Genomic DNA, 24929 nt, shown 5'->3' with positions numbered 1-24929 from the left:
TCCGGCGTCTCCGAAACTCGTCTCGAGCGACTCGAGTCCTGCCAGGTTCGACGGCGATTCGAATGCGTCAAACGCAACGAATAAACCGGTGACCCCCATTTGACGTGGTATGCAGGCCGAGCCGCAGGCGTTCGACCGGGTGCTCTCTTCGATGTGTACCGACCCACACCCGGCGGCGCGCGAGGCGGCCGAACGGTTTCTCGCGACGAACCCTGGCGATCCCGGCTCCTATCCGACCGTCGCGGACCTCGAGGATGAGGTCATCGACCGACTCGGCGAGATCGCTGGCCTCGCCGATCCCCACGGCTACGTCGCGAGTGGCGGCACGGAAGCGAACATCCAGGCCGTCCGGATCTCCCGCAACCGCGCCGAGACGGAGACGCCGAACGTCGTCATGTCCGAATCGGGTCATTTCAGTTTCCGGAAGGCGGCGAACCTGCTGGGCGTCGAGTTGCGCGTCGTCCCCGTCGACGACGACCGCCGGATCGATCTCGCAGCGGCCCAAGAGGCCGTCGACGAGGAGACGGCACTCGTCGTCGGCGTCGCGGGTTCGACCGAGTACGGCCGCGTCGATCCGATCCCCGCCCTCGGGGGAGTCGCCGAAGACGTCGGCGCGCTCTTTCACGTCGACGCCGCCTGGGGCGGGTTCGTCCTGCCGTTTACCGACCACGAGTGGCACTTCTCACACGCCGCCGTCGACACGCTGACGATCGATCCCCACAAAATGGGCCAGGCTGCGGTTCCCGCGGGCGGGTTGCTCGTCCGCGACGACGACCTGCTCGACGAACTCGCCGTCGACACACCCTACCTCGAGTCGACCTCGCAGGCGACGCTCACCGGCACCCGATCGGGCGCGGGCGTCGCGAGTGCGGTCGCGGCGATCGACGAGCTGTGGCCCGATGGCTACCACGCCCAGTACGAACGCTCACAGGAAAATGCCGAGTGGCTCGCGAGGGAGTTGCGAAACCGGAGCTACCCCGTCGTCGAGCCCGAGCTGCCGATCGTGGCCGCATCCGTTCCGGGCTCGTTGTTCGAGGCGCTTCGGATGGACGGCTGGCGCATCTCCCGAACCGGCGCGAACGAACTCCGAATCGTCTGTATGCCCCACGTCACCCGAGAGATCCTCGAGACGTTTCTCGCCGACTTCGATCGACTCGAGTCGCGACTGCCAGCCTCGGTTCCGGGCGACGACTGATCCCGACGCGCAGTCGAGCCGCGAGGGTGCTGATACTATCGGACGTAACTGTGTGAAGATCCTCGCCACCCCCAGGGCGGCGAGACTCGTTCACGACGTACGTCCGGCAGTATGAGCCACGGGCTTTCGACGCGTGTACCACAACGGTTATTCCGAGTGCACGGGACGGGAATAGCGTATGGAAACGAACGTGTGTTCGATCGACCGTACGGTCCGACTCGCACTCGGCGTGGTACTGATAGCGGCCGGGGTCGCCGCCGTCGCCGGCGTCCTCGAGTTCGGCGTCACCGCCGGAGCAGTGGCACTGGTCGCCGGCGTCGTCCTGGTCGGAACCGGGGCGATACAGCTGTGTCCCATCTACCAGCTCGTCGGCATCAACCCGTGTGACAGGGGGTAGTGACGGTTCGTACTGACTGCTGTACGTCCGTTCCGGGGCAACCGCGACTCATCTTGCGGTTTCCCCGGTAAGCGGTTACCGCAATCCGTCTCAAGCGAGTCGAGACGCGACGGCGACGCGCAGGGCGAGCGGTAGCCGGGGCGCTCGCGAACCGATAGGCGTTTTTCGTCGCAGCGCGATCGTTCGAGACGATGGATCGGCTAGACGCCGTCGCCGTGGTCGGGTTCGTCGGGTTCGCCGCGACGGCGTGGTCAGTCGCGCTCGAACCGGCGGTGCTCGCGGCGTTGCTCGGCGGATTCGTTCTCTCGTGTGCGGTCTGGCGCGTCTACGACGGACGCCTCTGGGAGGCGCTCGGCTGGCTCGCGTGGGTCGGTGGCGCCGTCGTGCTCGCGGTCGGACTCGAGGGACGGCCGACGCTGCTGGCGCTGTTTCTGGGCTCGCTGGTACTCGGACTCTGCTTGCAGTGTTGCGGTCGGTTCGAGCTGTTGCCCGAACCCGGCCTCGAGAACGCGTAGATTCGGCCCTCTCTCGGTGACGGTCCGGACCGGGGAAACCCTGATACTGCCACCGGGCGAACGCACGCGCATGAGCGATACCTCCTGGACCGATACGATCGTCGGCGAACGGATGGCCGTCGATCAGGAGTTTTCCTCGCGGGTCAGAAACTCTCGCTTCTCGAATCAGGAGTGGAGCCTCATCATGACCGCGACGGAGTTCGAGATCGAACACCCTGACGACCCCGACCAGGCACGCATCGTCGCCAACACCGAGAAGGTAGAACAGATTCTGCCGGAACTCGAGAACGTACGACAACAGACCGGCGCGATGGGAGGGACGGCCGAGGGGCCGGATCGCTCGAGCGGCGGTGGCGTCGTCGATACGATAAAGGGCGCACTGGGGATGGGCGAGGACGACGAGGACGCCTACGAGGCCGAACGCGAGGCCGCCGAAACGCTCACGCAGGAGTACGCCGACGAACTCCAGTCACACCTCGAGTCGAAGGGACGCTGGGAGACGGTCCGCGAGGCCGCTACCGAGTGATCGCCGTGGAACGTGCGTTTTATAACCATCACCGGACAAGAGGGTCGTACGACTATGCCGAAGTCTAATGGACCTCGTCAGGGAACCCGGAACAAACTCGCGAACGATCCTCGAGAGCGTGGCACGTCCCCGCCACAGCGTGCGATCCAGGAGTACGAGGAGGGACAGAACGTCCACCTCACGATCGACCCGAGCATCCCCGACGGCCGCTTTCACCCCCGATTCGACGGGATGACGGGTGAAGTCGTCGGTCGACAGGGTGACGCGTTTAAAGTGCAGATCAACGACGGCGGCAAGGACAAGACCCTGATCGTCACCGCGGCTCACCTGCGCGCTCAGGAATGACAATCTTCAAGGAGATCGTCGACGAGGAGTTCCTGACGGTCTCGGAGACGAAAGAGCTGCTCGCCGACATCGAAACAGAGCGTGCTCTCGAGGAAGACCGCGAGCTTCGCTACGAACTCGCACGGGCTATCGAACACGTCAATCGCTTTGCCGTCCTCGATCCCGAGGAGGCCCAACAGCTCGTCGGCGACCTGCTCGAACTCGAGAAAGTCGACGAGCCGACCGCCTACAAGATAACCAACCTGCTCCCCCAGGATCGGGACGAACTGCGCGCGGTCTACGCCCAGGAGCGGTACTCCCTGTCGGGCGAGGAACTGGACGAGATTCTCGACGTCGTCGCCCAGTACGTCTGAGACGGGGCCGACTCTTTAAGTATGCCGTCGCCGTATCCAGCATCAATGACCGATTCGGACAGCGACGGGACGGACCGTCGACGTGCAGTCGTACTCGATTACCTTCCACATGGACTGTCGGACGATAGCCGGCCCCAGTACGAGAAGTCTCCCGCCGGATACGCGATGGACGTCGAGGACTTCACGCTCTATGAGGTCGCATTCGACGAGGACACCCGGCTCACGATCGGGACCCACGTCGTCGTCGAGCCCGAATCCGAGCGCGACGTCGTCGAGGACTGCCAGCCCGTCGAGTACGAGGAGCTCTCCTCGGGTGCCCAGTCGGAACTCGAGTACGTCGTCAAAGACTTAGTCGAGGAAGAGGAACAACGGTTCGTCGACTTCTACAACGACGCCCAGCCGATCACGCTACGACTCCACCAGCTGAACCTTCTGCCGGGAATCGGCAAGAAGCTTCGAAACGCCATTCTGGAAGAACGAAAGCGAAAGCCGTTCGAGGGCTTCGCAGAGATGGAAGAGCGCATCTCGGGACTGCACGACCCCGCCGACGTGCTCGTCGAACGCATCTTAGAGGAGCTACGCGAGGAGGATCTGAAGTACAAGACGTTCGTCGGACGCCAGGAAAACGACAGCGAGTGAGCTGGCCGGCGACGAAAAGACGGTGCGTTTACGCCGATCGACGCCGTAGCCGCGCCCGATGAGAGATCCAGACGGGCTGCTCGCCCGTGCCGGCGTCCGAGGCGATCCGGACCGCGATCAGCACTTTCTCGTCGACGACCGGGTGCTCGATCGACTCCCGACCTACCTCGAGGGAGACGACCCGGACCACGTCCTCGAGATCGGACCGGGGACGGGTGCGCTGACAGACCGGTTGCTCGCGATCGCTGACGAGGTGACCGCCGTCGAGCGCGACCCCGATCTGGTGGCGTTTCTGCGCGAGGAGTTCGCCGACGAGATCGACGCCGGACAACTGACGGTCCTCGAGGGTGACGCCCTCGAGGTCGAGCTCCCCGACTTTACCGCGTCAGTCTCGAATCTGCCCTACGGCGTCTCGAGCGAGATCGCCTTCCGGCTGCTGCCCACGAAGTGTCCGCTCGTGTTGATGTTCCAGAAGGAGTTCGCCGAGCGAATGGTCGCCGAGCCGGGCGAGGACGAGTACGGACGGCTGTCAGTGTCGGCCCAGCACTACGCGGCCGTCGAGCTCGTCGAGCCGGTGCCGAAGGAAGCGTTCTCGCCGCCGCCGGCCGTCGAGAGCGCCGTCGTCCGGACGACGCCGCGCGACCCCGAGTACGACGTCGACGACGAGGCGTTTTTCCTGCGGTTCGTCAAAGCCTGTTTCACCCAGCGTCGAAAGACGATGCGAAACGCGATCCGGAACACGGCTCACATCTCGGGACTTGACGAGCCCGACGCCGTCGTCGAGGCGGCCGGCGAGGAGCTGCTCGCAAAGCGTGCCGGTGCGGTGACGCCGACGGAGTTCGCCGAACTCGCCGCACTCGCTGCCGAGGTCGGCCGTCCCGAGGACGCGTGACCGAACCGGCGATCGACGGATACACAACCGTGGGCGCTCTCCTCCCGGGCGAGTGATCCGATGCTCGAGCCGCTTTCCGCACTCGACTGGCTGTCGGAGCAGTTCGCGACGACGAACCAGCGACTCGCGGTGACCGCCCTGGCGGTCGGGGCGATGGTGTTCGTATTGCTCGCCTCCCAGACGCTCCAGCGGTGGCTCAACGAGCGGATCCGGCCGCTGTACGCCGACATCGTGACGACGGTCGTGCTCCTTGGCACGTTCGTCGTGGGGCTGTCGGTGACCCTCGGCGTCTGGGGCCAGACCGGCGAGGTCCAGCAGATGTACGCAGAACGCGACCTGGGCGGGGACTTCGTCGCCAGGCTGATCGTCTCGTTCGTCGTTCTCGTCGGGACGTACATCGTCGCCCGCTTTCTCAAGCGCGTGCTACGGGAACTACTCGAGTCCTCGGCGGCCGTGAGCCAGCATCAACACGAGGTCACTCACCGGGTCAGTCAGGTGGTGCTGTGGGGGGCTTCTCTAGTAATCGTCTTGAGTGTCTGGACGGACGACCTCGGCGGCTTGCTCGTCGGGGCCGGCTTCCTCGGCATCGTCGTCGGTATGGCCGCCCGCCAGACGCTCGGCGCGTTGATCGCCGGCTTCGTGTTGATGTTCGCCCGTCCGTTCGAGGTCGGCGACTGGGTCGAGATCGACGAGCGGGAGGGAATCGTCACCGACATCTCGATCGTCAACACACGCATTCGAACCTTCGACGGCGAGTACGTCGAGATACCGAACGACCTGGTCGGCTCGAGCATGGTGACGAACCGGTCGGCGAACGGGCAGCTCAGACTCGAGGTCGACGTCGGGATCGACTACGAGGCTGACGTCGAGTACGCTCGTGAGATCGCACTCGAGGCACTTGCAGACGTCGACGACGCGGTGTCGAACCCAAACCCCGGCGTCGTCACCAAGCAGTTCGGCGACTCGGCGGTGGTACTCGGGGTCCGGTTCTGGATCGACGAGCCGACGGCGCCGAAACGCTCGCGGGCCCGGACGGCCGCGATCGACGCGATCAAGACCCGGTTCGACGACGAGGGGATCGGGATTCCGTATCCACAGCGGGAACTCTCGCATCGAGACGGAACGGAGGTCGACGTCGGCGAACGGCGAGCGTCGGACGACGCAAAACGATCCGCGGGGCCGTCGACGACGTCTCCGGGAGGTGAGTAACAGTGGACCTCGCCGAGCGACGGGGTCTCGAAACCGCCGTGTACGAACCCGCCGAGGATTCGGAACTTCTCGCAACCGTCGCCTGCGAGCGAATCGACGGAGACCAGTCCATCCTCGAGGTCGGCACCGGCTCGGGCTACGTCGCAGAGCGAATCGCGACCGAGACGGGTGCTCGCGTGGTCGCCTCGGATCTCAATCCACACGCGTGTCGACAGGCTCGCGAACGGGGGCTCGAGGCCGTCCGTGCGGACCTCGTCTCGCCGTTTGCCGACGACACGTTCGATGCGGTCGTCTTCAACCCGCCGTATCTCCCGACCGACCCCGACACGGAGTGGGACGACTGGATGGAGGTCGCCCTCTCCGGTGGCGAGTCGGGCCGAGAGATCATCGACCCGTTCCTCGAGACTGTCGGTCGCGTCCTCGCACCCGAGGGCGTCGTCTACCTGCTCGTCAGTAGCCTCACGGGCGTCGAGACGGTCGTCGAGCGGGCGAGCGAGGCGGGCTTTAGCGCCGTCGCGCTCGAAGACGAGTCGTTTCCGTTCGAGACGCTCACCGTCTTGTTGTTGGTACCGTGAGTCGCTGCCGGCACCGTTCCGTCAGCCATAATTACTCACACGTATTCGCGAAGATGGTAAATATTAAGCATCGGCATAGCCTAGCCGCTCTCACGAATGACCGACTACGTCTCGACCACACCGGGGCTGTTTCCGCTCCCGGACTGGGCGAAAGACGACCTTTCGGACCTGAAAGGTCACCAGAAAGGCGACCTCATCAGCGGTGACGAGGGCGAGGAGATCACCGCGGCGTACGAGCGCGCTCGCGAAGAAGTGATCGGCGTACAGGCCGAGGCCGGCCTCGACCTCGTCGTCGAGGGCCAGCTGCGCTGGGACGACATGCTCGCACACCCACTCGCCGTCCACGACAACGTCGAGACCCGCGGCATCGTCCGCTACTACGACAACAACAACTTCTATCGCGACCCCGTCGTCACCGGCGACCTCGAGTTCTCGGGCGACGTCGCAAGCGAGCTCGAGGCCGCGAGCGAACTGACCGACGAGCTCGGAGCCGTCCTGCCGGGGCCGTACTCGCTCGCCGACCTCGCGACCGACGAGCACTACGGCGACGACGCCGACTTTCTCGCCGCGGTGGCCGAGTTCCTCGCCGGCGAGGCCGAGGCCTTCCCCGCCCACGAGACGCTGTTCTTGCTCGAGCCCTCGCTTGCCACCGACGCACCCGGCGACGGTGAGGACGAACGGGCGAGCGAGGCGATCGACGCCGTCGCGGCCGCCACGGACGCCGACGTCGTCGTCCAGCCGTACTGGGACGCCCTCGAGGAGAAGGTCTACGCCCACTTACTCGACGCCGACGTCGACGCCGTCGGCTTCGACTTCGTGACCGAGCAGGACGACAACCGCTACAACATCCAGGAGTACGGCGCTGCCGACAGCATCGCACTCGGCCTCGCCGACGGCCAGAACACCTTGGTCGAGGACCCCGAGGCGATCCGTGACCGCGCCGAGTGGGTCTTCGATCAGATCCCCGTTTCCGAGTTCGAGACGGCCTACCTGACGACGAACACCGAGACGTTCTACCTGCCCTACAGCAAGTTCCAGCAGAAACTCGCCGTTCTTGCAGAGGCCGCAGACCTCGCGGAGGTGACCACGGCATGACCGACAAAGACCAGTTCCGACCAGACGATCACGACAACGACCACTTCCTGCTGACGACCGTCGTCGGCTCGTACCCGAAGCCGAAGTGGCTCAACCGCGCGAAAGAGCTGTACGAGGACCCCGACCACGACTTCGACGCCGAGGACTGGCAGGAGGCCAAAGACGACGCCGCCCGCCTGATCACCGCCGAACACGAGCGTGCCGGACTCGACGCCGTCGTCGACGGCGAGATGCGCCGAAACGAGATGGTCGAGTTCTTCGCCCACCGGATCGAGGGCTACGAGTTCAACGGCCCCGTGAAGGTGTGGGGACACAACTACTTCGACAAGCCAAGCGTCGTCAGCGACGTCGAGTACACCGACTCCTGGCTCGTCGACGAGTACGAGTTCACCGCAAGCGCCACCGACCGTCCCGTGAAGGTACCGATCACCGGTCCGTACACGCTGGCGAGCTGGTCGTTCAACGAGGCCTACGAGGACGACGCGGAACTCGCTTACGCGCTCGCCGACCTCGTCAACGAGGAGATCGAAAAGCTCGTCGACGCCGGCGCTCGCTACATCCAGATCGACGAGCCCGCACTCGCGACCACGCCCGACGACCACGCCATCGTCGGCGAGTGTTTAGAGCGCATCGTCGCCGACATCCCCGAGGACGTGCGCATCGGGCTGCACGTCTGTTACGGCGACTACTCGCGCATCTACCCCGAAATTCTCGAGTTCCCCGTCGACGAGTTCGACTTAGAGCTCGCAAACGGCGACTACGAACAGCTCGACGTCTTCAAAGACCCCGAGTTCACCGCCGATCTGGCACTCGGCGTCACCGACGTCCACGTCGCCGAGGTCGAATCGGTCGAACAGATCGAAGAGAACATTTTGAAAGGTCTCGAGGTCGTTCCGCCCGAACAGCTCGTCGTCTCGCCGGACTGTGGCGTGAAGCTGCTGCCCCGGGAGGTCGCCTACGGCAAGATGGCGAACATGGTCGAGGCCGCCCGCAACGTCGAGGAAGAACTCGACGAGGGCCTCGAGATTGACCGGGGCGCGCCGACGCCCGCGGGCGACTGATCCCCGTTCTCGGCGTGTCGCGACGTCGTCGGGCCAAACGCTAACTACCTGCTCGATGACGCCCGTTTCATGACTCTCGAGGTCGGCGTCTTGGGCTACCGGTTCATGGGAAAGGCACACGCGAACGCGCTCGCACGGCTCCCGACGTTTTTCCCCGACGCGCCCGACGTCGAACGGCGCGTGCTCGTGGGCCGTGACGAGGATGCACTCGAGTCCGCCGCCGACCGGCTCGGCTTTACCGAGGTCGCTACCGACTGGCGCGACGTTGTCGACGACGTCGACGTCTTCTACAACCTCGGGCCGAATCACGTCCACGTCGAGCCCTCGATCGCCGCGCTGAAGGCCGACACGCCGGTGCTCTGTGAGAAGCCGCTCGCACCGACGCTCGAGGGGGCCGAACGGATGGCAGCGGCGGCCGTCGCGGCCGACGTTCCCGCGGGCGCGGCGTTCAACTACCGGTTCGTGCCGGCGATCCAGCACGCCAAAGAACTGCTCGAGGCGGGCGAACTGGGCGACATCCACCACGTCCGCGGTCGCTACCTGCAGGACTGGCTCGTCGATCCCGACGAACCCTGGTCCTGGCGAACCGACGAGGAACTGGCCGGGTCGGGCGCGCTCGGAGATCTCGGTTCGCACACCGTGGACCTCCTGCGGTTTCTCGTCGGCGACGACGACCTCGCGGGCGAGATCGAACGCGTGAGCGGTCACCTGCAGACGTTCGTCGACGAGCGACCCGTTGCCGGCGACGACGAGACGCGGCCGGTGACGGTCGACGACGCCTACTCCGCTCAGCTCGAGTTCGCAACCGGGGCGATGGGCACCCTCGAGGCCTCGCGGTTCGCGAGGGGCCACAAGAACGACCACACGATCGAGATCCACGGCTCGGCGGGGAGTCTTCGCTTCTCGCTCGAGCGGCTGAACGAACTCGAACTCCTCCGCGAGGGCGATCGGGGCTACGAGACGATTCTCGTCACCGACGCCGACGATCCCTACGTCGACCGCTGGTGGCCGCCGGGGCACGTGCTGGGGTGGGAACACACCTTCGTCCACGAGAACTACGAGTTTCTGCGGGCGATCGACGAGGATCGAGCGTTCGAGCCGGGGTTCGCCGACGGGCTGGCCGCCCAGCGCGTCCTCGCGGCGATCGATCTGAGCGACACGCGAGGCGAGTGGGTCGAGCTCTCGCGGCTCGGCTGATCGAGAGCTGTGCGCGTCGTCCCGACCGTGACCGGGCGACGGTTTTTGTACGAAACCGCCGAAACCCCGGCAATGAAACACATCAAGGACAGCGTCCACGACCACATCCGGGTCGACGGCATCGCTCGAGACCTGCTGGATACACCCGCCGTCCAGCGGCTGCGGGGGATACGCCAGCTCGGCACCGTCTCGGTCGTCTACCCGTCGGCGAATCACACCCGGTTCGAACACAGCCTGGGCGTCTACCACCTCGCGTGTTCGGCACTCGATCACCTCGGCGTCGAGGGGATCCAGGCGGAACGGATTCGTGCGGCGGCAATCTTACACGACGTCGGTCACGGACCGTTCAGCCACAACCTCGAGGAGCTAACCTACCGTCGAACGGGGCGGTACCACGACGACGTCCACAAACTGCTCGCGTCGGGCCAGGTCGGCGAGGTGTTACGCGAACACGACCTCGATCCCGACGCGGTCGCGGATCTGGTCGCGGGCGAAGGCCGATTCGGCCAGCTGGTCTCGGGCGAGCTCGACGTCGACCGGATGGACTATCTCGTACGGGATGCCCACCACACGGGCGTCCCCTACGGGACGATCGACCACGGCCGGCTCGTCCGTGAGCTGACGTTCGTCGACGGCGAACTCGTCCTCGCGGAAGGCAACGTCCAGACGGCAGAGAGCTTACTCGTCGCGCGGGCGCTGATGAACCCGACGGTGTACAACCACAGCGTCGCCCGGATCAGCAAGGCGATGCTCCGACGGGCGAGCGAACAGCTGCTCGAGACCGACGTCGACGCGGCGACGCTCCAGCGCATGGACGACCACGACCTGATCGTCGCCTTGCGCTCGAGCGATCGGACGAGCGAGTTCTCGAGACGCCTCGACGAGCGAGACCTCTACAAGCGGGCAGTCTGGGCCGAGATCGACGACGTCCCCGGCGGGATCATCGAGGCCGACCACGACGCCGTTCGGACGTTCGAGCGCGAGATCGCGAGCGAGGCTGCGGTCGACGAAGCGGCCGTCATCCTCGACGTCCCCGACAGGCCGTCGATGACGGAGTCGACGAGCCGGGTGCTGGTCAACGGCGAGATGCGACGGCTCGGCCACCAGTCGCCGCTGGTCGACGCCCTGCGGGCGGCTCAGTACTCCCAGTGGCGACTCGGCGTCTACTCGCCGGCCGACGTCCGGAAACGAGTCGGCCAGGCCGCAGTCAGCGTCCTCGGGCTGGAGATCGACGGCCCGCTCGTGAGCGAGACCCGGGACGGGCTGTACGCGACGCTCGATCAGTTCCTCGAGTGACGACGCGTTCAAGGGACTGGCGCCGAAATCGGGGGTATGGAACGTGCGGGGACGATCCTCCGAGGGCGAGAGCTCGAGCCCGTCGAGGGTCGCGTCGTGATCGACGACGACGGACGCATCGATCGCATCGAGGAGACGTCCGTCGAGAGCGACGACCTCGTGGTGCCGGCGTTCGTCAACGCCCACACTCACGTCGGAGACTCGATCGCGAAGGAAGCCGGCGGCGGCTTGAGCCTCGAGGAACTCGTCGCGCCGCCGGACGGACTCAAACACCGGCTACTGCGGGAGACGTCCCGCGAGGAACTCGTCGGCGCGATGCGTCGGTCGTTGCGCTACATGCTCGAGGGTGGAACGGCGGCCTGCCTGGACTTTCGCGAGGGTGGTGTCGTCGGCGTTCGGGCGCTCCGGGAGGCCGCACGCGGGCTGGACGTCGAGGCGCTCGCGTTCGCCCGCGGCTCGATCGACGCGATGAAAGAAGGCGACGGCTTCGGCGCGAGCGGAGCCAACGACGACAGCTTCGATCGCGAACGGACGGCGACCCGCGAGGCGGGCAAACCCTTCGGTATCCACGCCGGAGAGGTCGACGCAAGCGACATCAATCCGGCGCTGGACCTCGATCCGGACTTTCTGGTCCACGTCGTTCACCCCGAGCCGATCCACCTGGATCGGATCGAGGATCGAGGCGTGCCCGTCGTCGTCTGTCCGCGATCGAACCTGGTCACCGACGTCGGGGTGTCGCCCGTCGAGGAGCTGACGGCACGGACGACCGTCGCGTTAGGAACCGACAACGTCATGCTCAACTCGCCATCGATGTTCCGCGAGATGGCCACGCTCTCGAAGCTCTCCGACCTCTCGGCGCGCGAGGTCCTCCGGATGGCGACGGTCAACGGTGCCGAGATCGTCGGTCTCGAGTACGGCGTCGTCGAACCCGGGGCCGAGGCGCGACTGGTGGTACTCGACGGCGACTCGAACAACCTCTCGGGTGCGATCGATCCCGTCCGGGCGGTCGTCAGACGCGCAGGCGTCGCCGACGTCCGCGAGGTCGTCGTTCCCGCGTGAGGGCCAGGATCTCGTCGCTCGTGCACCAACGCTTTTGTTCTACCGTGAGAATATGAGACATGGTATCAATGTTCGATCGGGTTCTCGTCCCGACCGACGGATCGGCGGAAGTCGAGCGGGCGATCGAGTACGCGGCCGATCTCGCCAGCGCTCACGACGCGACGATCCGCGCGGTGTACGTCGTCAATACGGCAAGCTACGGCGGGTTACCGATGGAAACGTCCTGGGACGGAATCGTCACCACGCTCCGTGACGAAGGCCAGGAGGCCGTTGCGCGAGTCGAAGAGGTAGTCGAGGACGTGCCAGTGGAGACGGCGATTCTCGAGGGATCGCCGAGTCGGGTCATCGTCGAGGAAGCTACGGCCTGGAACTGTGACCTCGTTGTGATGGGAACGCACGGCCGCGGTGGCATCGATCGGCTGTTGCTCGGCAGCGTCACCGAGCGGGTCGTTCGGTCGGCTCCAGTGCCCGTCCTGACGATCACCGTCGACGAGAGCGACCTCGAGGACGTGCCGGCCGACCCACGGGCGACGGTGGAGTGAGAGCGGTCACGTCGGCCGGAGGTGTTCACAGTCGCCCGCAGACACCTGTACCCGGTCGTCTTCGGTCTCGACGACGAGTGCACCACCGTCTGCGATCTCGACTGCGTCACCTTCGATCTCGCCGTCCGGCAGCTCGACCCGGACGCGCTGGCCGAGCGTCAGCGAGAGGTCACGCCAGTCCTCGAGGACGCCCTCGAGGTCGCGGTACTCGTGAAACGTCTCGAGCAGCCGCTGGACGAAGACCCGCCGGTCGAACGGGCCGACCTCGTCGCGGACGCTGGTCGCCCCCTCGGGAAGCTCCTCAGACGCGATGTCCGCGTTGATACCGGTGCCGACGATGAGCCACGTGACCCGGTCGGCCTCGCCTTCCATCTCGGTGAGGATGCCCGCGAGCTTTCGGTACTCGCCGTCCTCGCCAACCGGGACGACGACGTCGTTGGGCCACTTGATCCGGGCGTCGACGCCGACCTCCCGGACTGCCCGCGCGATCGCCACCGCCCCGGCGAGGGTGAAAAGCGGTGCGCGGACGGGGGGGATGTCGGGTCGACAGACGATACTCACCCAGACGCCCCCTGGCGGCGAGTCAAAGCGGCGATCGAGGCGACCGCGTCCGCCCGTCTGTTCGTTCGCGAGAACGACGACGTCTTCGGCACCCTCGGCCGCCAGTTCGCGTGCCCGGTCGTTCGTACTCGCGATTGTCTCGTGGTACTCGATCGTAAACGGAGCCTCGAGGCCGTACTCGATCGTCGGCCCGTTGTACCCCGTCACGTCGACGAGTTCGTAGCCGTCGGTACGGCTCTCGATCTCGAAGCCGGCGTCTCGAAGCGCTTCGACGTGCTTCCAGACTGCCGCCCGCGAGACGTCGAGCGCGTCGGCGATCTCGGGACCGGTGACGGGGCCATCCGCGAGTTCCTCGAGGACCCGTCGGCGCGTCTCGTTCATGCCCTCGAAGAGGGAGGGCAACGCCCTTGAATCGAACGGCTCGCGGTGATCCGTTGCCGTCGAAACTGACCTGTCCGGCAAGCACCGAGTCCGTACGTTTATGTCCAGGCCCGGTGGATGGCGACTGGAGAACGGGAGGTGGTAACAAGATACATGAGAATTGGCAACCGCTGTACGATATGCAACGGCCGCATCGATCCGACGGATCTCACGTCCTGTGACACGTGCGGGCGCGAGCTCCACCGGCGCTGCAGGGAGTACGAGACGGCGTTCGAGTGTCGATACTGCAGCGACGAGTCGTGGATCGGCGCGACCGAGTTCTGAGAACGAGTGTCTCCGGCGACGCCTCGATACGGATCGTTGTACCGTGGTACCGGTGATCGCTGCCCCGTTCGAGCGATCGCCGGTACCGAATCACAACAGACCGTAAAGGCACCGAAGCCATCGCGACGATCCGGGAGCGTTTTGTCCGTCGCCGCGACACCGTCGCACGTGTCAGCAGTCGTCACAGCCGCCCGTCGTCGGATCGAACGCGAGCACGAGGATGTCCTCGAGGCCGTCGACGCCTGTGCAGACGCGGTCGCGGCCTCGTGGAACCGCGAAGCGACGAGCGATCGAACCGCCGTCGTCGATCCGTTTCAGACCGTCCTCGAGAAGCGAGGCGTGGCGTCCCGGCTGCCCCGAGTACTCGCCGACGCCGTGGACGCGACGGGACACGCACTCTCCGCGTCGCCGGTCCCTGCACCGCCGTACGTCGTCGTGACGAGTCGCGGACCCGTCCTCCGGGCGACGATCGGCCCCGGCAGGCTGGTGATCCGGCTGGACGTGTTCGAAGTCGTCCGGGGTGAGCCGACCCGGTATCGACGACGCGATGGAACCGATCTCGTCGTCTCGCTCGAATGATACTCGCGACGTCGTCGATCACCGAATATGGACCGAGCGATAGACGTTCATAGTATTATTAACATCGGTGGATTCATTACTAACCAATCTTATTTTTCGGGTAGAGCCTAACAATGGCGTCCAATCATAACGCGCTGACGCGGCGGAAAGTACTCGCAACGTCCGGTTCGCTGTCGCTGCTCGGGGTCGCTGGCTGTCTCGGTGGCGACGACGAACCGGCCGACGACGAGTCCGCTGACGACGACGGGACGGAGACGACAGAGTCAACCGTCACGTTGCTCGTCGAAGGTGTCGGTGGCCACGATCACGACCACGACGACGATCACGACCACGACGACGATCACGACCACGACGACGATCACGACCACGACGACGATCACGACCACGACGACGATCACGACCACGACGACGATCACGACCACGACGACGATCACGACCACGACGACGATCACGACCACGACGACGATCACGGACTAAGCGATCACGACATCGACCACGCCTGTGACCACATGGAGTTCGACGAGCGAGAACCCCTTTCGGCGGGTGCCTCCGAAGACGACGCGCCGACGATCTCCGATACGCACCAGCCGTTCGAGGTTACCATCGAGGGCGACAGTGGATACGTCGTCTTCGAGGCCGACGACCACGACGACGATCACGACCACGACGACGGTACGTTCGCGTTCTTCTCCGACGTGGCCGGCACGATCGAGGTCGTCGATGGCCACCTCGAGTACGATACCGACGACGTCCCAGGATGTGACGACATCGAGGAGTACGCCATCGTCGAGTTACACGACGATCGAGCGGTCCTCAGGCTCGCCGCCGACAGCTAGAGCGGGCGACGCGGTCACACAGCCTGCCAGCCGGTCCGTCCGGTCGAGTTGCTAGTACCGGCCCTGTTCACCGCCACGAGTTATTAACCTAGAGGTGGTGGATAATAATACTTTTAACCGAGCATCGCCAGGTATCGATATGAATTTCACACGGCGATCAGTCCTCAAAAGCGGTGCTGGCGCCGTCACGCTCGGGACGCTCGCCGGCTGCCTGAGCGATCCCTTAGAGGGCGGAAGCGGCGAGGGCGGATACGCCGCCTTCTTCGCGCTCTGGGATTGGGCGAACCAGATCGCTGGCGACGAGATGGAGTTCGAAAATCCCGTCGACACGGGAGAGATGGGCCACGGCTGGGAACCCGACGGCAACCTCGCCCCGGAGATTGCCGAGAGCGAGGTCTTTCTCTATCTCGATACGCCCGAGTTTGCCTGGGCACAGGACGTCGTCGCGGATCTGGAACGGGACTACGAGGGCGACGTCGAGGTCATCGACGGCCTCGAGGGGATGGGGCCGTATCTCATTCCGTTCGACGGCGGCGAGGACGAGTCGTTACCCGAACCCGACCACGACCACGAGTTCGATCCCGACGAGATCGCCCGGAACCGGTTCGACATCTACGATCTTCGATCCGACGAACAGCTCGGCTACTGGCACAGCACGCCCGACGACGACCACTGGCACGGCGGCGTTCCGGACGTTCCCGTCGACGACTCCGTTCCGGTCGGTGCTGTCTTCTGGGATCACGAGGAACGGATCGTCCCACTCGGCCCCGACGAGCCGTTCGAGTTGGACGCACGACTTGTCGAGGGCGCGCCGGAGGACATCCTCGGGATCGAGTCCCACGGCGATTCCGCCGAGTTGGTCGGTCTCGGGACGGGGGAGACGGAGATCGTCTTCGAGCTTCGACACGAGGGCGAGATCGTCTACGACACTGACACGGCCCCGATGGACGTCGAGGTCGTCGAGGAACTCGACGACGACGGTGCCGACGAGTTCCACGACCCACACGTGTGGGTCGATCCAGTCCTCGCAGGGCAGGTCGTCGACACCATCGCGGACGGGCTCGCCAAGGTCGACCCGGACAACGCCGACCGTTACGCCGCAAACGCCGAGGATTACAAGGACCGACTCGCTGACGTCGACAGACAGTTCGAGGAACTCACGGCAAACGCAGAGCGCGACGTCGCCGTCTTCGTCGCTCACGATTCGTTCCAGTACGTCGAGCGACGGTACGACTTCCGGTTGCACACGCCAGTCGGTGTCGCACCCGACGCTGCCGAGTCCCTCGATGACATCGGCGACATGATCGAGGTCGTCGAGGAGCACGACGTCGAGACGATCCTCTACGACCCGTTCGAGGCCCCCGACGACGAGGAACTGCCGAGCGCGGCCAGAATGTTGCTCGGGAACAGTCCGGCGACCGACGCCGAGCCGCTTAGTCCCGCCGAGGGGACGACCCACGAGTGGGCCGAGCAGGGCTGGGGCTGGGTCGAACAGATGGAGGAAGTGAACATCCCCGCACTCGAGAAGGCATTAGGTGTCGATGACTGACGATGGACGGAGAGATAGAAGAACTAAACCGCGCGACGGTCGAGACTCCAGTACGAGTACCGTGAATCCGGCCGTCACCGTCGAGGATGTCACGTTCGCCTACGGCGAGAAAGTCGCCGTCGAAGACGTCTCGCTGTCGATCGAGCAGGGCGATTTCCTCGGGCTGATCGGGCCGAACGGCTCGGGCAAGACGACGCTGTTACACCTCATGCTCGGCCTGCGACGGCCTGACAGCGGCTCCGTCGAGCTGTTCGGCGAACCGGCCAAGCAGTTCGAGGACGGACAGCGCATCGGCTACGTCGCCCAGCGATCGACCGACAGAGGCGGAACGATGCCGATCACCGTCCGCGAGGCGGTGACGATGGGCCGGTTCGCACACGTCGGTCACTCGCGACTAAGCGAGGCGGACCAGCGGATCGTCGAGGAGGCACTCGAGACCGTCGAGGTCGCGGATCTGGCCGATCGCCGGATCAACCAGCTCTCGGGCGGCCAGCGCCAGCGTGCCTTCATCGCCCGGGCGCTTGCCTCCGAGGCCGATCTGCTGGCGCTCGACGAGCCCACCGTCGGCGTCGACGCCGAGTCCCGCGAGCAGTTCTACGGCCTGCTCGACGACCTCAACCGACAGGGAATCACGATCATCCTCATCGAACACGACATCGACGTCCTGACAAAACACGTAGACAAGATCGCCTGTATCAACACGAAACTGTACCACCACGGGGACACCGCCTCGTTCCTCGAGAGCGATGCGTTGGCGGAGGCCTACGGCGCAGCCCACGGCATCGTCGAACACGATCATCCATGAGCCTGGATACGCGATCCGAGGAGGGGGTCGACCGCACCGCCGGCCGCCTCGAGTGGTTCCTCGGCGACTCGACACGGGAACGACTCGAGTTCGGCGGCATCGTCCTGACGGGCGTGCTCGCGACCCTGATGATCGGCTTTATCGTCCTCGACTGGCTCCGGTTTGCGCCCGAGTGGGCCGTCGTCGGCCCCTACGCGGCGCTTGCATTCGAGCAGTTCCGGATCGTGGGTGCCTACATGGACGTCTACCTCGGGACGAACGTCTTTCGGCATCCGTTCATGTGGCGGGCGATCGCGACGGGCGTGCTCATCGGGATCGTCGCGCCGCTGGTCGGTACCTACCTCGTGCACCGTCAGATGGCGCTCATCGGCGAGACGCTCGCTCACACGGCGTTTGCTGGCGTCGCCGTTGGCCTCCTGTTCATCGCGCTCACCGGCTGGACCGGCTCGCTGCTTTTCGTCGCGCTCGTCGTGAGCGCACTCGGTGCGATCGGGCTCCAGAAACTGACCGAACGGACCAACACCTACGGCGACGTGCCAATCGCGATCGTCTTGAGCGGGAGTTTCGCGGTCGGAACCCTCCTCATCAGCTGGGGACGGGACTTCGCCGCGATGGCGATCGACATCGAAGACTTCCTGTTTGGCAGCCTCGCGATCGTCACCGTCGAGGGGGCACGGATGGTGGCCGTCCTTAGCGTCGCCGTCGTCGCCGTCGTCGCCGTCACCTACAAACAGCTGCTCTTTATCACGTTCGACGAACAGGCCGCCCGCGTCGCACGGCTGAACGTCGATCGGTACAACACCTTGTTGATCGTCATGACCGCGGTGGTCGTCGTCGGCGCGATGCAGATCCTGGGCGTGATCCTCGTCGCCGCGATGCTCGTGATCCCGGTCGCGACCGCCTCCCAGCTCGCCCGGAGCTTCCGTGAGACGCTGTATCTCTCGATCCTGTTCGGGCAGGTCGCGATTCTCGGCGGACTCGCCTTCTCGATCGGCGCTGGCCTCCCCCCCGGTGGCTCGATCGTCGTCGTCGCGATCGCCTTTTACCTGCTCGCGATCGCACTCTCGGATCGGTCCGGGGCGTCGATCTCGATGCACTGACAGCAGGTTGGCACAGCTTTAACTCGACTCCCGAAGTGGATTCCGACGATGGGAAGGCTATCGGAGCTATTCGCACCCGAGACAGTCGCCGTCGTCGGTGCGACAGACCGCGAGGGATCGGTCGGCCGGGCGATCCTCGAGAACCTCCTCACCGAGTTCGACGGCGAGGTCGTCCCCGTCAACCCCGATCGCGACGAACTGCTCGGGACGACGTGTTATCCCGACGTGTCGAGTGCCCCTCCCGTCGACCTGGCGGTAGTCGTCGTCCCGCCCCCCGTCGTCGTCGACGTCCTCGAAGAGATCGGCGAGACCGACACCGACCACGTCGTCGTCATCACCGCCGGCTTCAGTGAGACCGGCGACGAGGGCGCACGGCGCGAACGGAAGTTGCGCGAGGTCGCCGCCGAGTACGACCTCGACGTCGTCGGCCCGAACTGCCTGGGGGTCATGAGCACCCCGGTCGGCATGAACGCCTCCTTCGGCCCGGAGGATCCACTCGAGGGCTCGGTCTCCTTTATGAGTCAGTCGGGCGCGTTCGTCACCGCGGTGCTGGACTGGGCGAACGAGCAGGAGGTCGGCTTCCGACACGTCGTCTCGCTCGGCAACAAGGCCGTCCTCGACGAGACGGACTTCGTCCGCGAGTGGGGCGCAGATCCCGACACCGAGGTCGTCATCGGCTACCTCGAGGGGATCGACGACGGTGAGGCGTTCATCGACGTCACCCGCGAGGTAGCCGACGAGACGCCGGTCGTGATCGTCAAGTCCGGCCGCACCGACGCCGGGGCGCAGGCGGCCTCCTCGCATACGGGCGCGATCGCCGGCAGCGAGCAGGCCTACGAGGCTGGACTCGAGCAAGCCGGCGTCTTGCGGGCCCGCTCGGTCGAGGAACTGTTCGACTGGGCGCGGGCGCTGTCTGGGCTGACGATACCCGAAGGCAACGGCGTCGCCGTCGTCACCAACGCGGGCGGCCCCGGCGTGCTCACAACCGACGCCGTTGGCGACACAGGACTTGAGATGGCCGACTTCGAGGACGCGACGGTCGATCGACTCGCCGAGGCGATGCCCGCAGAGGCGAACGTCTACAACCCCGTCGACGTCATCGGTGACGCCGACACCGGCCGCTTCGAGCGCGCCCTCGAGATCGTCCTCGAGGACGACAACGTCGACGCCGCCGTGGTCGTCAGTTCGCCGACGGCCGTCCTCGAGTACGACGAGCTCGCGGCGATGGTCGTCGAACACACCGACGAACGCGACCAGCCGATCGTTCCCTGTCTGATGGGCGGCGAGCGAACGACCGAGCCGGAGACCGTCCTGCGCGAGGCGGGCATCCCGAACTACTTCGATCCCGCACGGGCCGTCTCGGGGCTGGACGCGCTCGCGACCTTCCGCGAGGTGAGCCGCCGCGAGATCGACGAGCCGGAGACGTTCGACGTCGATCGCGAGCGCGCCCGGTCGATCTTAGAGCGAGTCCACGACCGCGAGGGCAACCAACTCGGCGTCGAGGCGATGGAACTGCTCGAGGCCTACGGCATCCCGATCCCGGACGGGGAGGTCGTCGACGACCCCGACGACGCAGTCGCGGTCGCCGAGTCACTTCCGGGCGAGGTCGTCATGAAGATTGTCAGCCCGGACATCGCCCACAAGACCGACATCGGCGGCGTCAAGATCGGCGTCTCCGACGAAGAGGTCAGAAACGCTTACGAGGACCTCGTCTCACGGGCACGAGCGTATCAGCCCGACGCACAGTTGCTCGGGGTGCAGGTCCAAGAGCAGGTCGACCTCGAGGCGGCGACCGAGACGCTGCTCGGGGTGAACCGCGATCCCCAGTTCGGTCCCCTGCTGGTGTTCGGGCTCGGTGGCGTCTTCGTCGAGATCCTCGAGGACACCTCGGTACGGGTCGCTCCGATCGGCGAGACGGAAGCCCGGGAGATGGTCGGGGAGATTCAGGCGGCACCGCTGTTGCGGGGTGCACGCGGGCGCGAACCGGCCGACATCGACGCCGTCGTCGAGTCGCTCCAGCGACTCTCACAGCTGGTGACCGACTTTCCGGCGATCGTCGAACTCGACGTCAACCCGCTCGCGGCCGGCCCGGACGGCGTACAGGCACTCGACCTCGTCGTGACACTCGATACGGAGACGCTGTAAGCTACCCATGAACATACTCATCAGCTCACTCGAAGAAAGCACCGGCAAGACGGCGGTGACGCTCGCGCTCGCGGAACTGGCCCGCGACGGCGGCGACAGCGTCGGCTACATGAAACCCAAGGGAACGCGACTCGAGAGCAACGTCGGGAAGACCCTAGACGAGGACCCGCTGTTTGCCCGTGAGTTGCTCGGACTCGAGGCCGACGTGAGCGACCTCGAGCCGATCGTCTACTCCCCGACGTTCGTCCAGGACGCGATCCGCGGTCGCGAAGCCCCCGACGAGCTCCGCAAACGCGTCCGGGACGCATTCGAGACGCTCGCTGTGGACCACGATCGAATGCTGATCGAGGGCGGGGGCCACCTCGAGCTCGGCGGCATCGTCGAACTCACCGACCCCGACATCGCCGACCTGCTCGACGCGCGGGTGCTGGTGATCGCCCCGTACGACCACCCCGGCGACGTCGACGACGTCCTCGCCGCGACGCGTCGGTTCGGCGACCGCCTCGACGGCGTACTCTTCAACAACGTCGCCGACGCCGCATTCGACGACCTCGAGACCGACGTCGTTCCCTTCCTCGAGAGCAAGGGGGTCCCGGTCCACGGCGTACTCCCGCGCGAGCAGTTTCTCGCCGGCGTCACCGTCGACGAGCTCGCGACGGAACTCGGTGCGACCGTCCTCGCCGAGGAGGGAGTCGAGACCTACGTCGAGCGGTTCATCGTCGGCGCGATGGGCGCAGACAGCGCTCTGCGACACTTCCGACGAACGAAAGACGCGGCGGTCATCACTGGCGGCGATCGTGCGGAGATCCATACGGCCGCACTCGAGGCACCCGGCGTCCGGTGTCTTATCCTCACCGGCGGTCACCGCCCGTCGGGAGCCATCCTCGGCCAGGCCGCCGAGAAGGGAACGCCGATCCTCTCGGTCCGGACGGACACGCTCACGACGGTCGAGCGTGCCGAAGACGTCGTCCGAAGTGGCCGAACGAGAGACGAACGAACCGTCGCGGAGATGGAGTCGATGCTCGCCGATCACGCCGACGTCGACGCGATCTATCGGGACTGATATTCGTTCAAACGTCGTTCAGGGCTCGGAACTGTTGAGTAGACCGTGGCCGGGTATCGGGTACACTCGCGAGGCTACGCGGTCGTCCGAAAACCATGGGAAACGGATACCCATGGAATACCGGTTGTCAGAGGCACCCCGGCGATAACTCACACGTCTTCCAGCGATATATCCTCACTTCTCGCACTGCCCTTCAGTATCTGGATACCCATATATAAAGATACCGCTCGTTCAAATACCATTGAACGCGAACCATCGTTCGGGACGCCGATCGCTCGGCGCCGAGAATCGGGACCACGGCGTCGCCGGTCGTCGGTCGCCGGTTCCGGGCGACTTTTCCGCTCGAGCAGCGACCTGTCGGTATGGACAGGCCGGACCTATCGGGGCAGACGGTACTCGTTACGGGAAGCGCCAGCGGCGTCGGTCGCGAACTCGTACTCGGGACGGCCGACTGCGGCGCGAAGACGGCGGTCCACTACAATACGAGCGCGGACGCGGCCGACGACGTCGCCGAACTGGCCGCCGAGCGCGGTGGCGAGGACGTCACCGCAGTTCAGGGCGACGTCACCGATCCCGACGCCGTCGACGAGCTCTTCGAGGCGGTCGAGACGGACCTCGGCAGCGTCGACGTCCTCGTCAACAACGTCGGCGACTTCGCGCCCGTCCACTGGGAGGACCTCGAGTTCGAGACCTGGAACCGCGTCCTCGAGACGAACCTCACCGGTACCTTTCTCTGTTCGAAACGCGCCCTGCCCGCCATGCGCGAGTCGGGGTACGGCCGGATCGTCAACGTCGGCTACGCTTCGTCCGAGAAGGGGCTCGTGAATCCGGTGAACTTCCCGTACTTCGTCGCCAAGGCGGGCGTCGTCATGTTCACTCGCATGCTCGCCGCCGACACGAGCGAGGACGGGATCACGGTCAACGCCGTCTCGCCGTACGTCGTCGAGAACTCCGATGAGTTCCCCGACGAACTACCCCGGGACCGACCCGCCGCCTTCGAGGACCTCGTCCGGGCGCTGTGGTTCTTTCTCGAGCCCACAAACGACTACGTCAGCGGTCAGAACCTCGAGGTCGACGGCGGCTGGCTCCCCGAGACGGTGTAGCTCGTCCGGGGGCGAACTCGAGTGCGACACCGGGACGCCGGCGGTTGGCTACTTGTTCCGCTACCAATAGGACTATTCACTCACATCGGTTAGGCGGGTACAGCAGTAGTTTCCCATCCCTATGTCGATCACAACGAACGACCGCTACCAGTTACACATCGGTGGCAAGAGCGTGTCAGCATCGAGCGGTGAACGGTTCACGACGAGCGATCCTGCGACCGAAGACCCGATCGCCCGGATCGCCGCCGCAAGCGCCGACGACGTCGACAGAGCGGTTGCGGCGGCTCGCGAAGCGTTTCCGGCGTGGCGATCGAAGACGCCCGCCGAACGCGGCCGCACGCTCCAGCGAGTCGTGACGACGCTCCGAGAGAACGTCGAGGATCTCGCAGTGATCGAGAGTCGCGACCAGGGAAAGCCCCTGTCACAGGCCCGAAGCGACGTCGAGAAAGCGGCGCGGTACTTCGAATACTACGCCGGTGCCGCAGACAAGCTCGAAGGAAACAGCATCCCACTGGATCGCGAGAAGTTCGACTTTACGGTCCGTGAACCGTACGGCGTGAGCGGCCAGATTATTCCCTGGAACTTTCCGCTCAACCTCACCGCTCGAGGCGTCGCGCCGGCGTTGGCGGCCGGGAACACGGTCGTCATAAAACCCGCACCCACGACGTCACTTTCTGCGTTGCACTTCGCCGACCTGTGCCAGGACGCGGGCGTCCCCGACGGCGTCGTAAACGTCGTCACGGGGGCGACAGAGCCCGGCGCGGCGCTTACCTCACACGAGGACGTCGACCAGCTCACGTTCACCGGCAGCGTCCCCACTGGACAGGCGGTGATGGAGTCCGCAGCGGAGACGATCACCCCCGTCACGCTCGAACTCGGCGGCAAGAACCCGGCCGTCGTGATGGCCGACGCCGACGTCGACGAGGCGGTCGAGTGGGTCGCTCGCGGGATCTTCTCGAACGCCGGACAGATCTGCTCCGCAGCCGACCGCGCGCTCGTACACGAGTCGGTCTACGACGAGTTCCTCGAGGGAATCGTCGACCGAGCGGAGTCGTACACGCTCGGTCCGGGGACGGAGGATCCGGACATGGGTCCGCTCAACCACGCCGAACACTTCGAGACGGTCAGAACCTACCTCGACGTCGGCCTCGAGGAGGGAGCGACGCTCGAGACCGGCGGCGAACCCCTCGACCGGGACGGCTACTTCATCCCGCCGACGGTCTTTGCCGACGTCGAAAGCGGGATGCGAATCGCCCAGGAAGAGATCTTCGGTCCGGTACTCGCCGTGATCCCGTTCTCCGACCGTGACGAAGCGATCGAGATCGCAAACGACGTCGAGTTCGGTCTCACGGGCGGAGTCTTCTCTCGAGACGTCAAACGGGCACTCGGCGTGGCCCGCGACATCGACGCCGGAAGCGTCTACGTCAACGAGTGGTTCGGTGGCTCCGTCGAGACGCCGTTCGGCGGAACGAAACGAAGCGGAATCGGCCGCGAGAAAGGACTCGAGGCGCTCGAATCGTACCTCCAGACGAAGAACATCTCCGTGAACCTCGACGACGGGGATCGCTGACGTCCGGTCTCGGCTGG

The 24929-nt window shown here is 65.6% G+C and carries 27 protein-coding genes; 26 read left to right on the top strand and 1 reads right to left on the bottom strand.

Features of this window, described 5'->3' with window-relative positions; all coding sequences use genetic code 11:
• The first annotated feature begins 109 nt into the window (after nucleotides 1-109).
• The 16 genes from mfnA (at nucleotide 110) to QQ977_RS09570 (ending at nucleotide 12896) form a co-directional block, all read left to right on the top strand.
• A complete protein-coding gene (gene mfnA, locus QQ977_RS09645) occupies nucleotides 110-1195 on the top strand; it encodes a tyrosine decarboxylase MfnA (protein ID WP_285925510.1) in 1086 nt (361 codons plus the stop codon).
• Between the two features lie 178 nt (nucleotides 1196-1373).
• Entirely contained in the window at nucleotides 1374-1592 is a 219-nt protein-coding gene (locus QQ977_RS09640) for a YgaP-like transmembrane domain (protein ID WP_285925508.1), read from the top strand.
• Nucleotides 1593-1783: 191 nt separating this feature from the next.
• A complete protein-coding gene (locus QQ977_RS09635) occupies nucleotides 1784-2107 on the top strand; it encodes a hypothetical protein (RefSeq protein WP_285925506.1) in 324 nt (107 codons plus the stop codon).
• A gap of 70 nt (nucleotides 2108-2177) precedes the next feature.
• Entirely contained in the window at nucleotides 2178-2633 is a 456-nt protein-coding gene (locus tag QQ977_RS09630; protein WP_285925505.1) for a DUF5799 family protein, read from the top strand.
• A 54-nt stretch (nucleotides 2634-2687) separates the two neighbouring features.
• Nucleotides 2688-2978 carry a 50S ribosomal protein L21e gene (locus QQ977_RS09625; RefSeq protein ID WP_285925504.1) on the top strand — a complete coding sequence of 97 codons (291 nt, stop codon included), beginning with the start codon at nucleotides 2688-2690 and terminating at the stop codon, nucleotides 2976-2978.
• On the top strand, nucleotides 2975-3331 hold the full coding sequence (locus QQ977_RS09620; protein WP_285925503.1) for an RNA polymerase Rpb4 family protein: 357 nt from the start codon (nucleotides 2975-2977) through the stop codon (nucleotides 3329-3331). The genes QQ977_RS09625 and QQ977_RS09620 overlap by 4 nt, the downstream gene beginning before the upstream one ends.
• A 45-nt stretch (nucleotides 3332-3376) precedes the next feature.
• Nucleotides 3377-3970, top strand: a complete 594-nt coding sequence (locus QQ977_RS09615; protein WP_285925502.1) for a DUF655 domain-containing protein — start codon at nucleotides 3377-3379, stop codon at nucleotides 3968-3970.
• Nucleotides 3971-4028: 58 nt separating this feature from the next.
• On the top strand, nucleotides 4029-4862 hold the full coding sequence (locus tag QQ977_RS09610) for a 16S ribosomal RNA methyltransferase A (RefSeq protein WP_285925501.1): 834 nt from the start codon (nucleotides 4029-4031) through the stop codon (nucleotides 4860-4862).
• 60 nt (nucleotides 4863-4922) lie between these two features.
• Nucleotides 4923-6071: a mechanosensitive ion channel family protein gene (locus QQ977_RS09605; protein ID WP_285925500.1), complete on the top strand. Its 1149-nt coding sequence runs from the start codon at nucleotides 4923-4925 to the stop codon at nucleotides 6069-6071.
• 2 nt (nucleotides 6072-6073) lie between these two features.
• The gene (locus tag QQ977_RS09600; RefSeq protein ID WP_285925498.1) at nucleotides 6074-6646 is read left to right on the top strand and encodes a HemK2/MTQ2 family protein methyltransferase; all 573 of its coding nucleotides are present in this window, start codon (nucleotides 6074-6076) and stop codon (nucleotides 6644-6646) included.
• Between the two features lie 96 nt (nucleotides 6647-6742).
• Nucleotides 6743-7741, top strand: a complete 999-nt coding sequence (locus tag QQ977_RS09595; RefSeq protein ID WP_285925497.1) for a 5-methyltetrahydropteroyltriglutamate--homocysteine methyltransferase — start codon at nucleotides 6743-6745, stop codon at nucleotides 7739-7741.
• A complete protein-coding gene (locus QQ977_RS09590) occupies nucleotides 7738-8802 on the top strand; it encodes a methionine synthase (RefSeq protein ID WP_285925496.1) in 1065 nt (354 codons plus the stop codon). The genes QQ977_RS09595 and QQ977_RS09590 overlap by 4 nt, the downstream gene beginning before the upstream one ends.
• Before the next feature lie 69 nt (nucleotides 8803-8871).
• Entirely contained in the window at nucleotides 8872-9999 is a 1128-nt protein-coding gene (locus QQ977_RS09585) for a Gfo/Idh/MocA family protein (RefSeq protein ID WP_285925495.1), read from the top strand.
• 72 nt (nucleotides 10000-10071) lie between these two features.
• Nucleotides 10072-11295, top strand: coding sequence for an HD domain-containing protein (locus QQ977_RS09580; protein WP_285925494.1), 1224 nt, complete (start codon nucleotides 10072-10074; stop codon nucleotides 11293-11295).
• Between the two features lie 36 nt (nucleotides 11296-11331).
• Nucleotides 11332-12354 (top strand): amidohydrolase family protein, encoded by a 1023-nt coding sequence (locus QQ977_RS09575; protein ID WP_285925492.1) that lies wholly within the window; start codon nucleotides 11332-11334, stop codon nucleotides 12352-12354.
• 68 nt (nucleotides 12355-12422) lie between these two features.
• Nucleotides 12423-12896, top strand: coding sequence for a universal stress protein (locus tag QQ977_RS09570; protein ID WP_285928696.1), 474 nt, complete (start codon nucleotides 12423-12425; stop codon nucleotides 12894-12896).
• A gap of 6 nt (nucleotides 12897-12902) precedes the next feature.
• Here QQ977_RS09570 and QQ977_RS09565 read toward each other — a convergent pair whose 3' ends face one another.
• Nucleotides 12903-13838, bottom strand: a complete 936-nt coding sequence (locus QQ977_RS09565) for a biotin--[acetyl-CoA-carboxylase] ligase (RefSeq protein WP_285925489.1) — start codon at nucleotides 13836-13838, stop codon at nucleotides 12903-12905.
• Nucleotides 13839-13991: 153 nt separating this feature from the next.
• On the opposite strand from QQ977_RS09565, the gene QQ977_RS09560 reads away from it, so the two are divergent.
• The 10 genes from QQ977_RS09560 (at nucleotide 13992) to QQ977_RS09515 (ending at nucleotide 24912) form a co-directional block, all read left to right on the top strand.
• Nucleotides 13992-14162: a hypothetical protein gene (locus QQ977_RS09560; protein ID WP_285925488.1), complete on the top strand. Its 171-nt coding sequence runs from the start codon at nucleotides 13992-13994 to the stop codon at nucleotides 14160-14162.
• 168 nt (nucleotides 14163-14330) lie between these two features.
• Nucleotides 14331-14741 (top strand): hypothetical protein, encoded by a 411-nt coding sequence (locus tag QQ977_RS09555; RefSeq protein ID WP_285925487.1) that lies wholly within the window; start codon nucleotides 14331-14333, stop codon nucleotides 14739-14741.
• 113 nt (nucleotides 14742-14854) lie between these two features.
• Nucleotides 14855-15577, top strand: coding sequence for a hypothetical protein (locus tag QQ977_RS09550; RefSeq protein WP_285925485.1), 723 nt, complete (start codon nucleotides 14855-14857; stop codon nucleotides 15575-15577).
• Nucleotides 15578-15716: 139 nt separating this feature from the next.
• Complete coding sequence (locus QQ977_RS09545) at nucleotides 15717-17126, top strand: metal ABC transporter solute-binding protein, Zn/Mn family (protein ID WP_285925484.1); 1410 nt, start codon at nucleotides 15717-15719, stop codon at nucleotides 17124-17126.
• Between the two features lie 61 nt (nucleotides 17127-17187).
• On the top strand, nucleotides 17188-17931 hold the full coding sequence (locus tag QQ977_RS09540) for a metal ABC transporter ATP-binding protein (RefSeq protein ID WP_285925483.1): 744 nt from the start codon (nucleotides 17188-17190) through the stop codon (nucleotides 17929-17931).
• Nucleotides 17928-19031: a metal ABC transporter permease gene (locus QQ977_RS09535; RefSeq protein ID WP_285925482.1), complete on the top strand. Its 1104-nt coding sequence runs from the start codon at nucleotides 17928-17930 to the stop codon at nucleotides 19029-19031. Before QQ977_RS09540 ends, QQ977_RS09535 begins: the two co-directional genes overlap by 4 nt.
• Before the next feature lie 48 nt (nucleotides 19032-19079).
• Entirely contained in the window at nucleotides 19080-21176 is a 2097-nt protein-coding gene (locus QQ977_RS09530) for an acetate--CoA ligase family protein (protein ID WP_285925481.1), read from the top strand.
• Between the two features lie 7 nt (nucleotides 21177-21183).
• Entirely contained in the window at nucleotides 21184-22239 is a 1056-nt protein-coding gene (locus QQ977_RS09525) for a phosphotransacetylase family protein (protein WP_285925480.1), read from the top strand.
• Between the two features lie 362 nt (nucleotides 22240-22601).
• Entirely contained in the window at nucleotides 22602-23342 is a 741-nt protein-coding gene (locus tag QQ977_RS09520; RefSeq protein WP_285925479.1) for an SDR family oxidoreductase, read from the top strand.
• 121 nt (nucleotides 23343-23463) lie between these two features.
• Nucleotides 23464-24912, top strand: a complete 1449-nt coding sequence (locus tag QQ977_RS09515) for an aldehyde dehydrogenase family protein (RefSeq protein WP_285925478.1) — start codon at nucleotides 23464-23466, stop codon at nucleotides 24910-24912.
• Nucleotides 24913-24929 lie beyond the last annotated feature (17 nt).

Source organism: Natrialbaceae archaeon AArc-T1-2, assembly GCF_030273315.1.
Classification (GTDB): domain Archaea; phylum Halobacteriota; class Halobacteria; order Halobacteriales; family Natrialbaceae; genus Tc-Br11-E2g1.
This window is presented reverse-complemented; position numbering and strand designations above follow the sequence as displayed.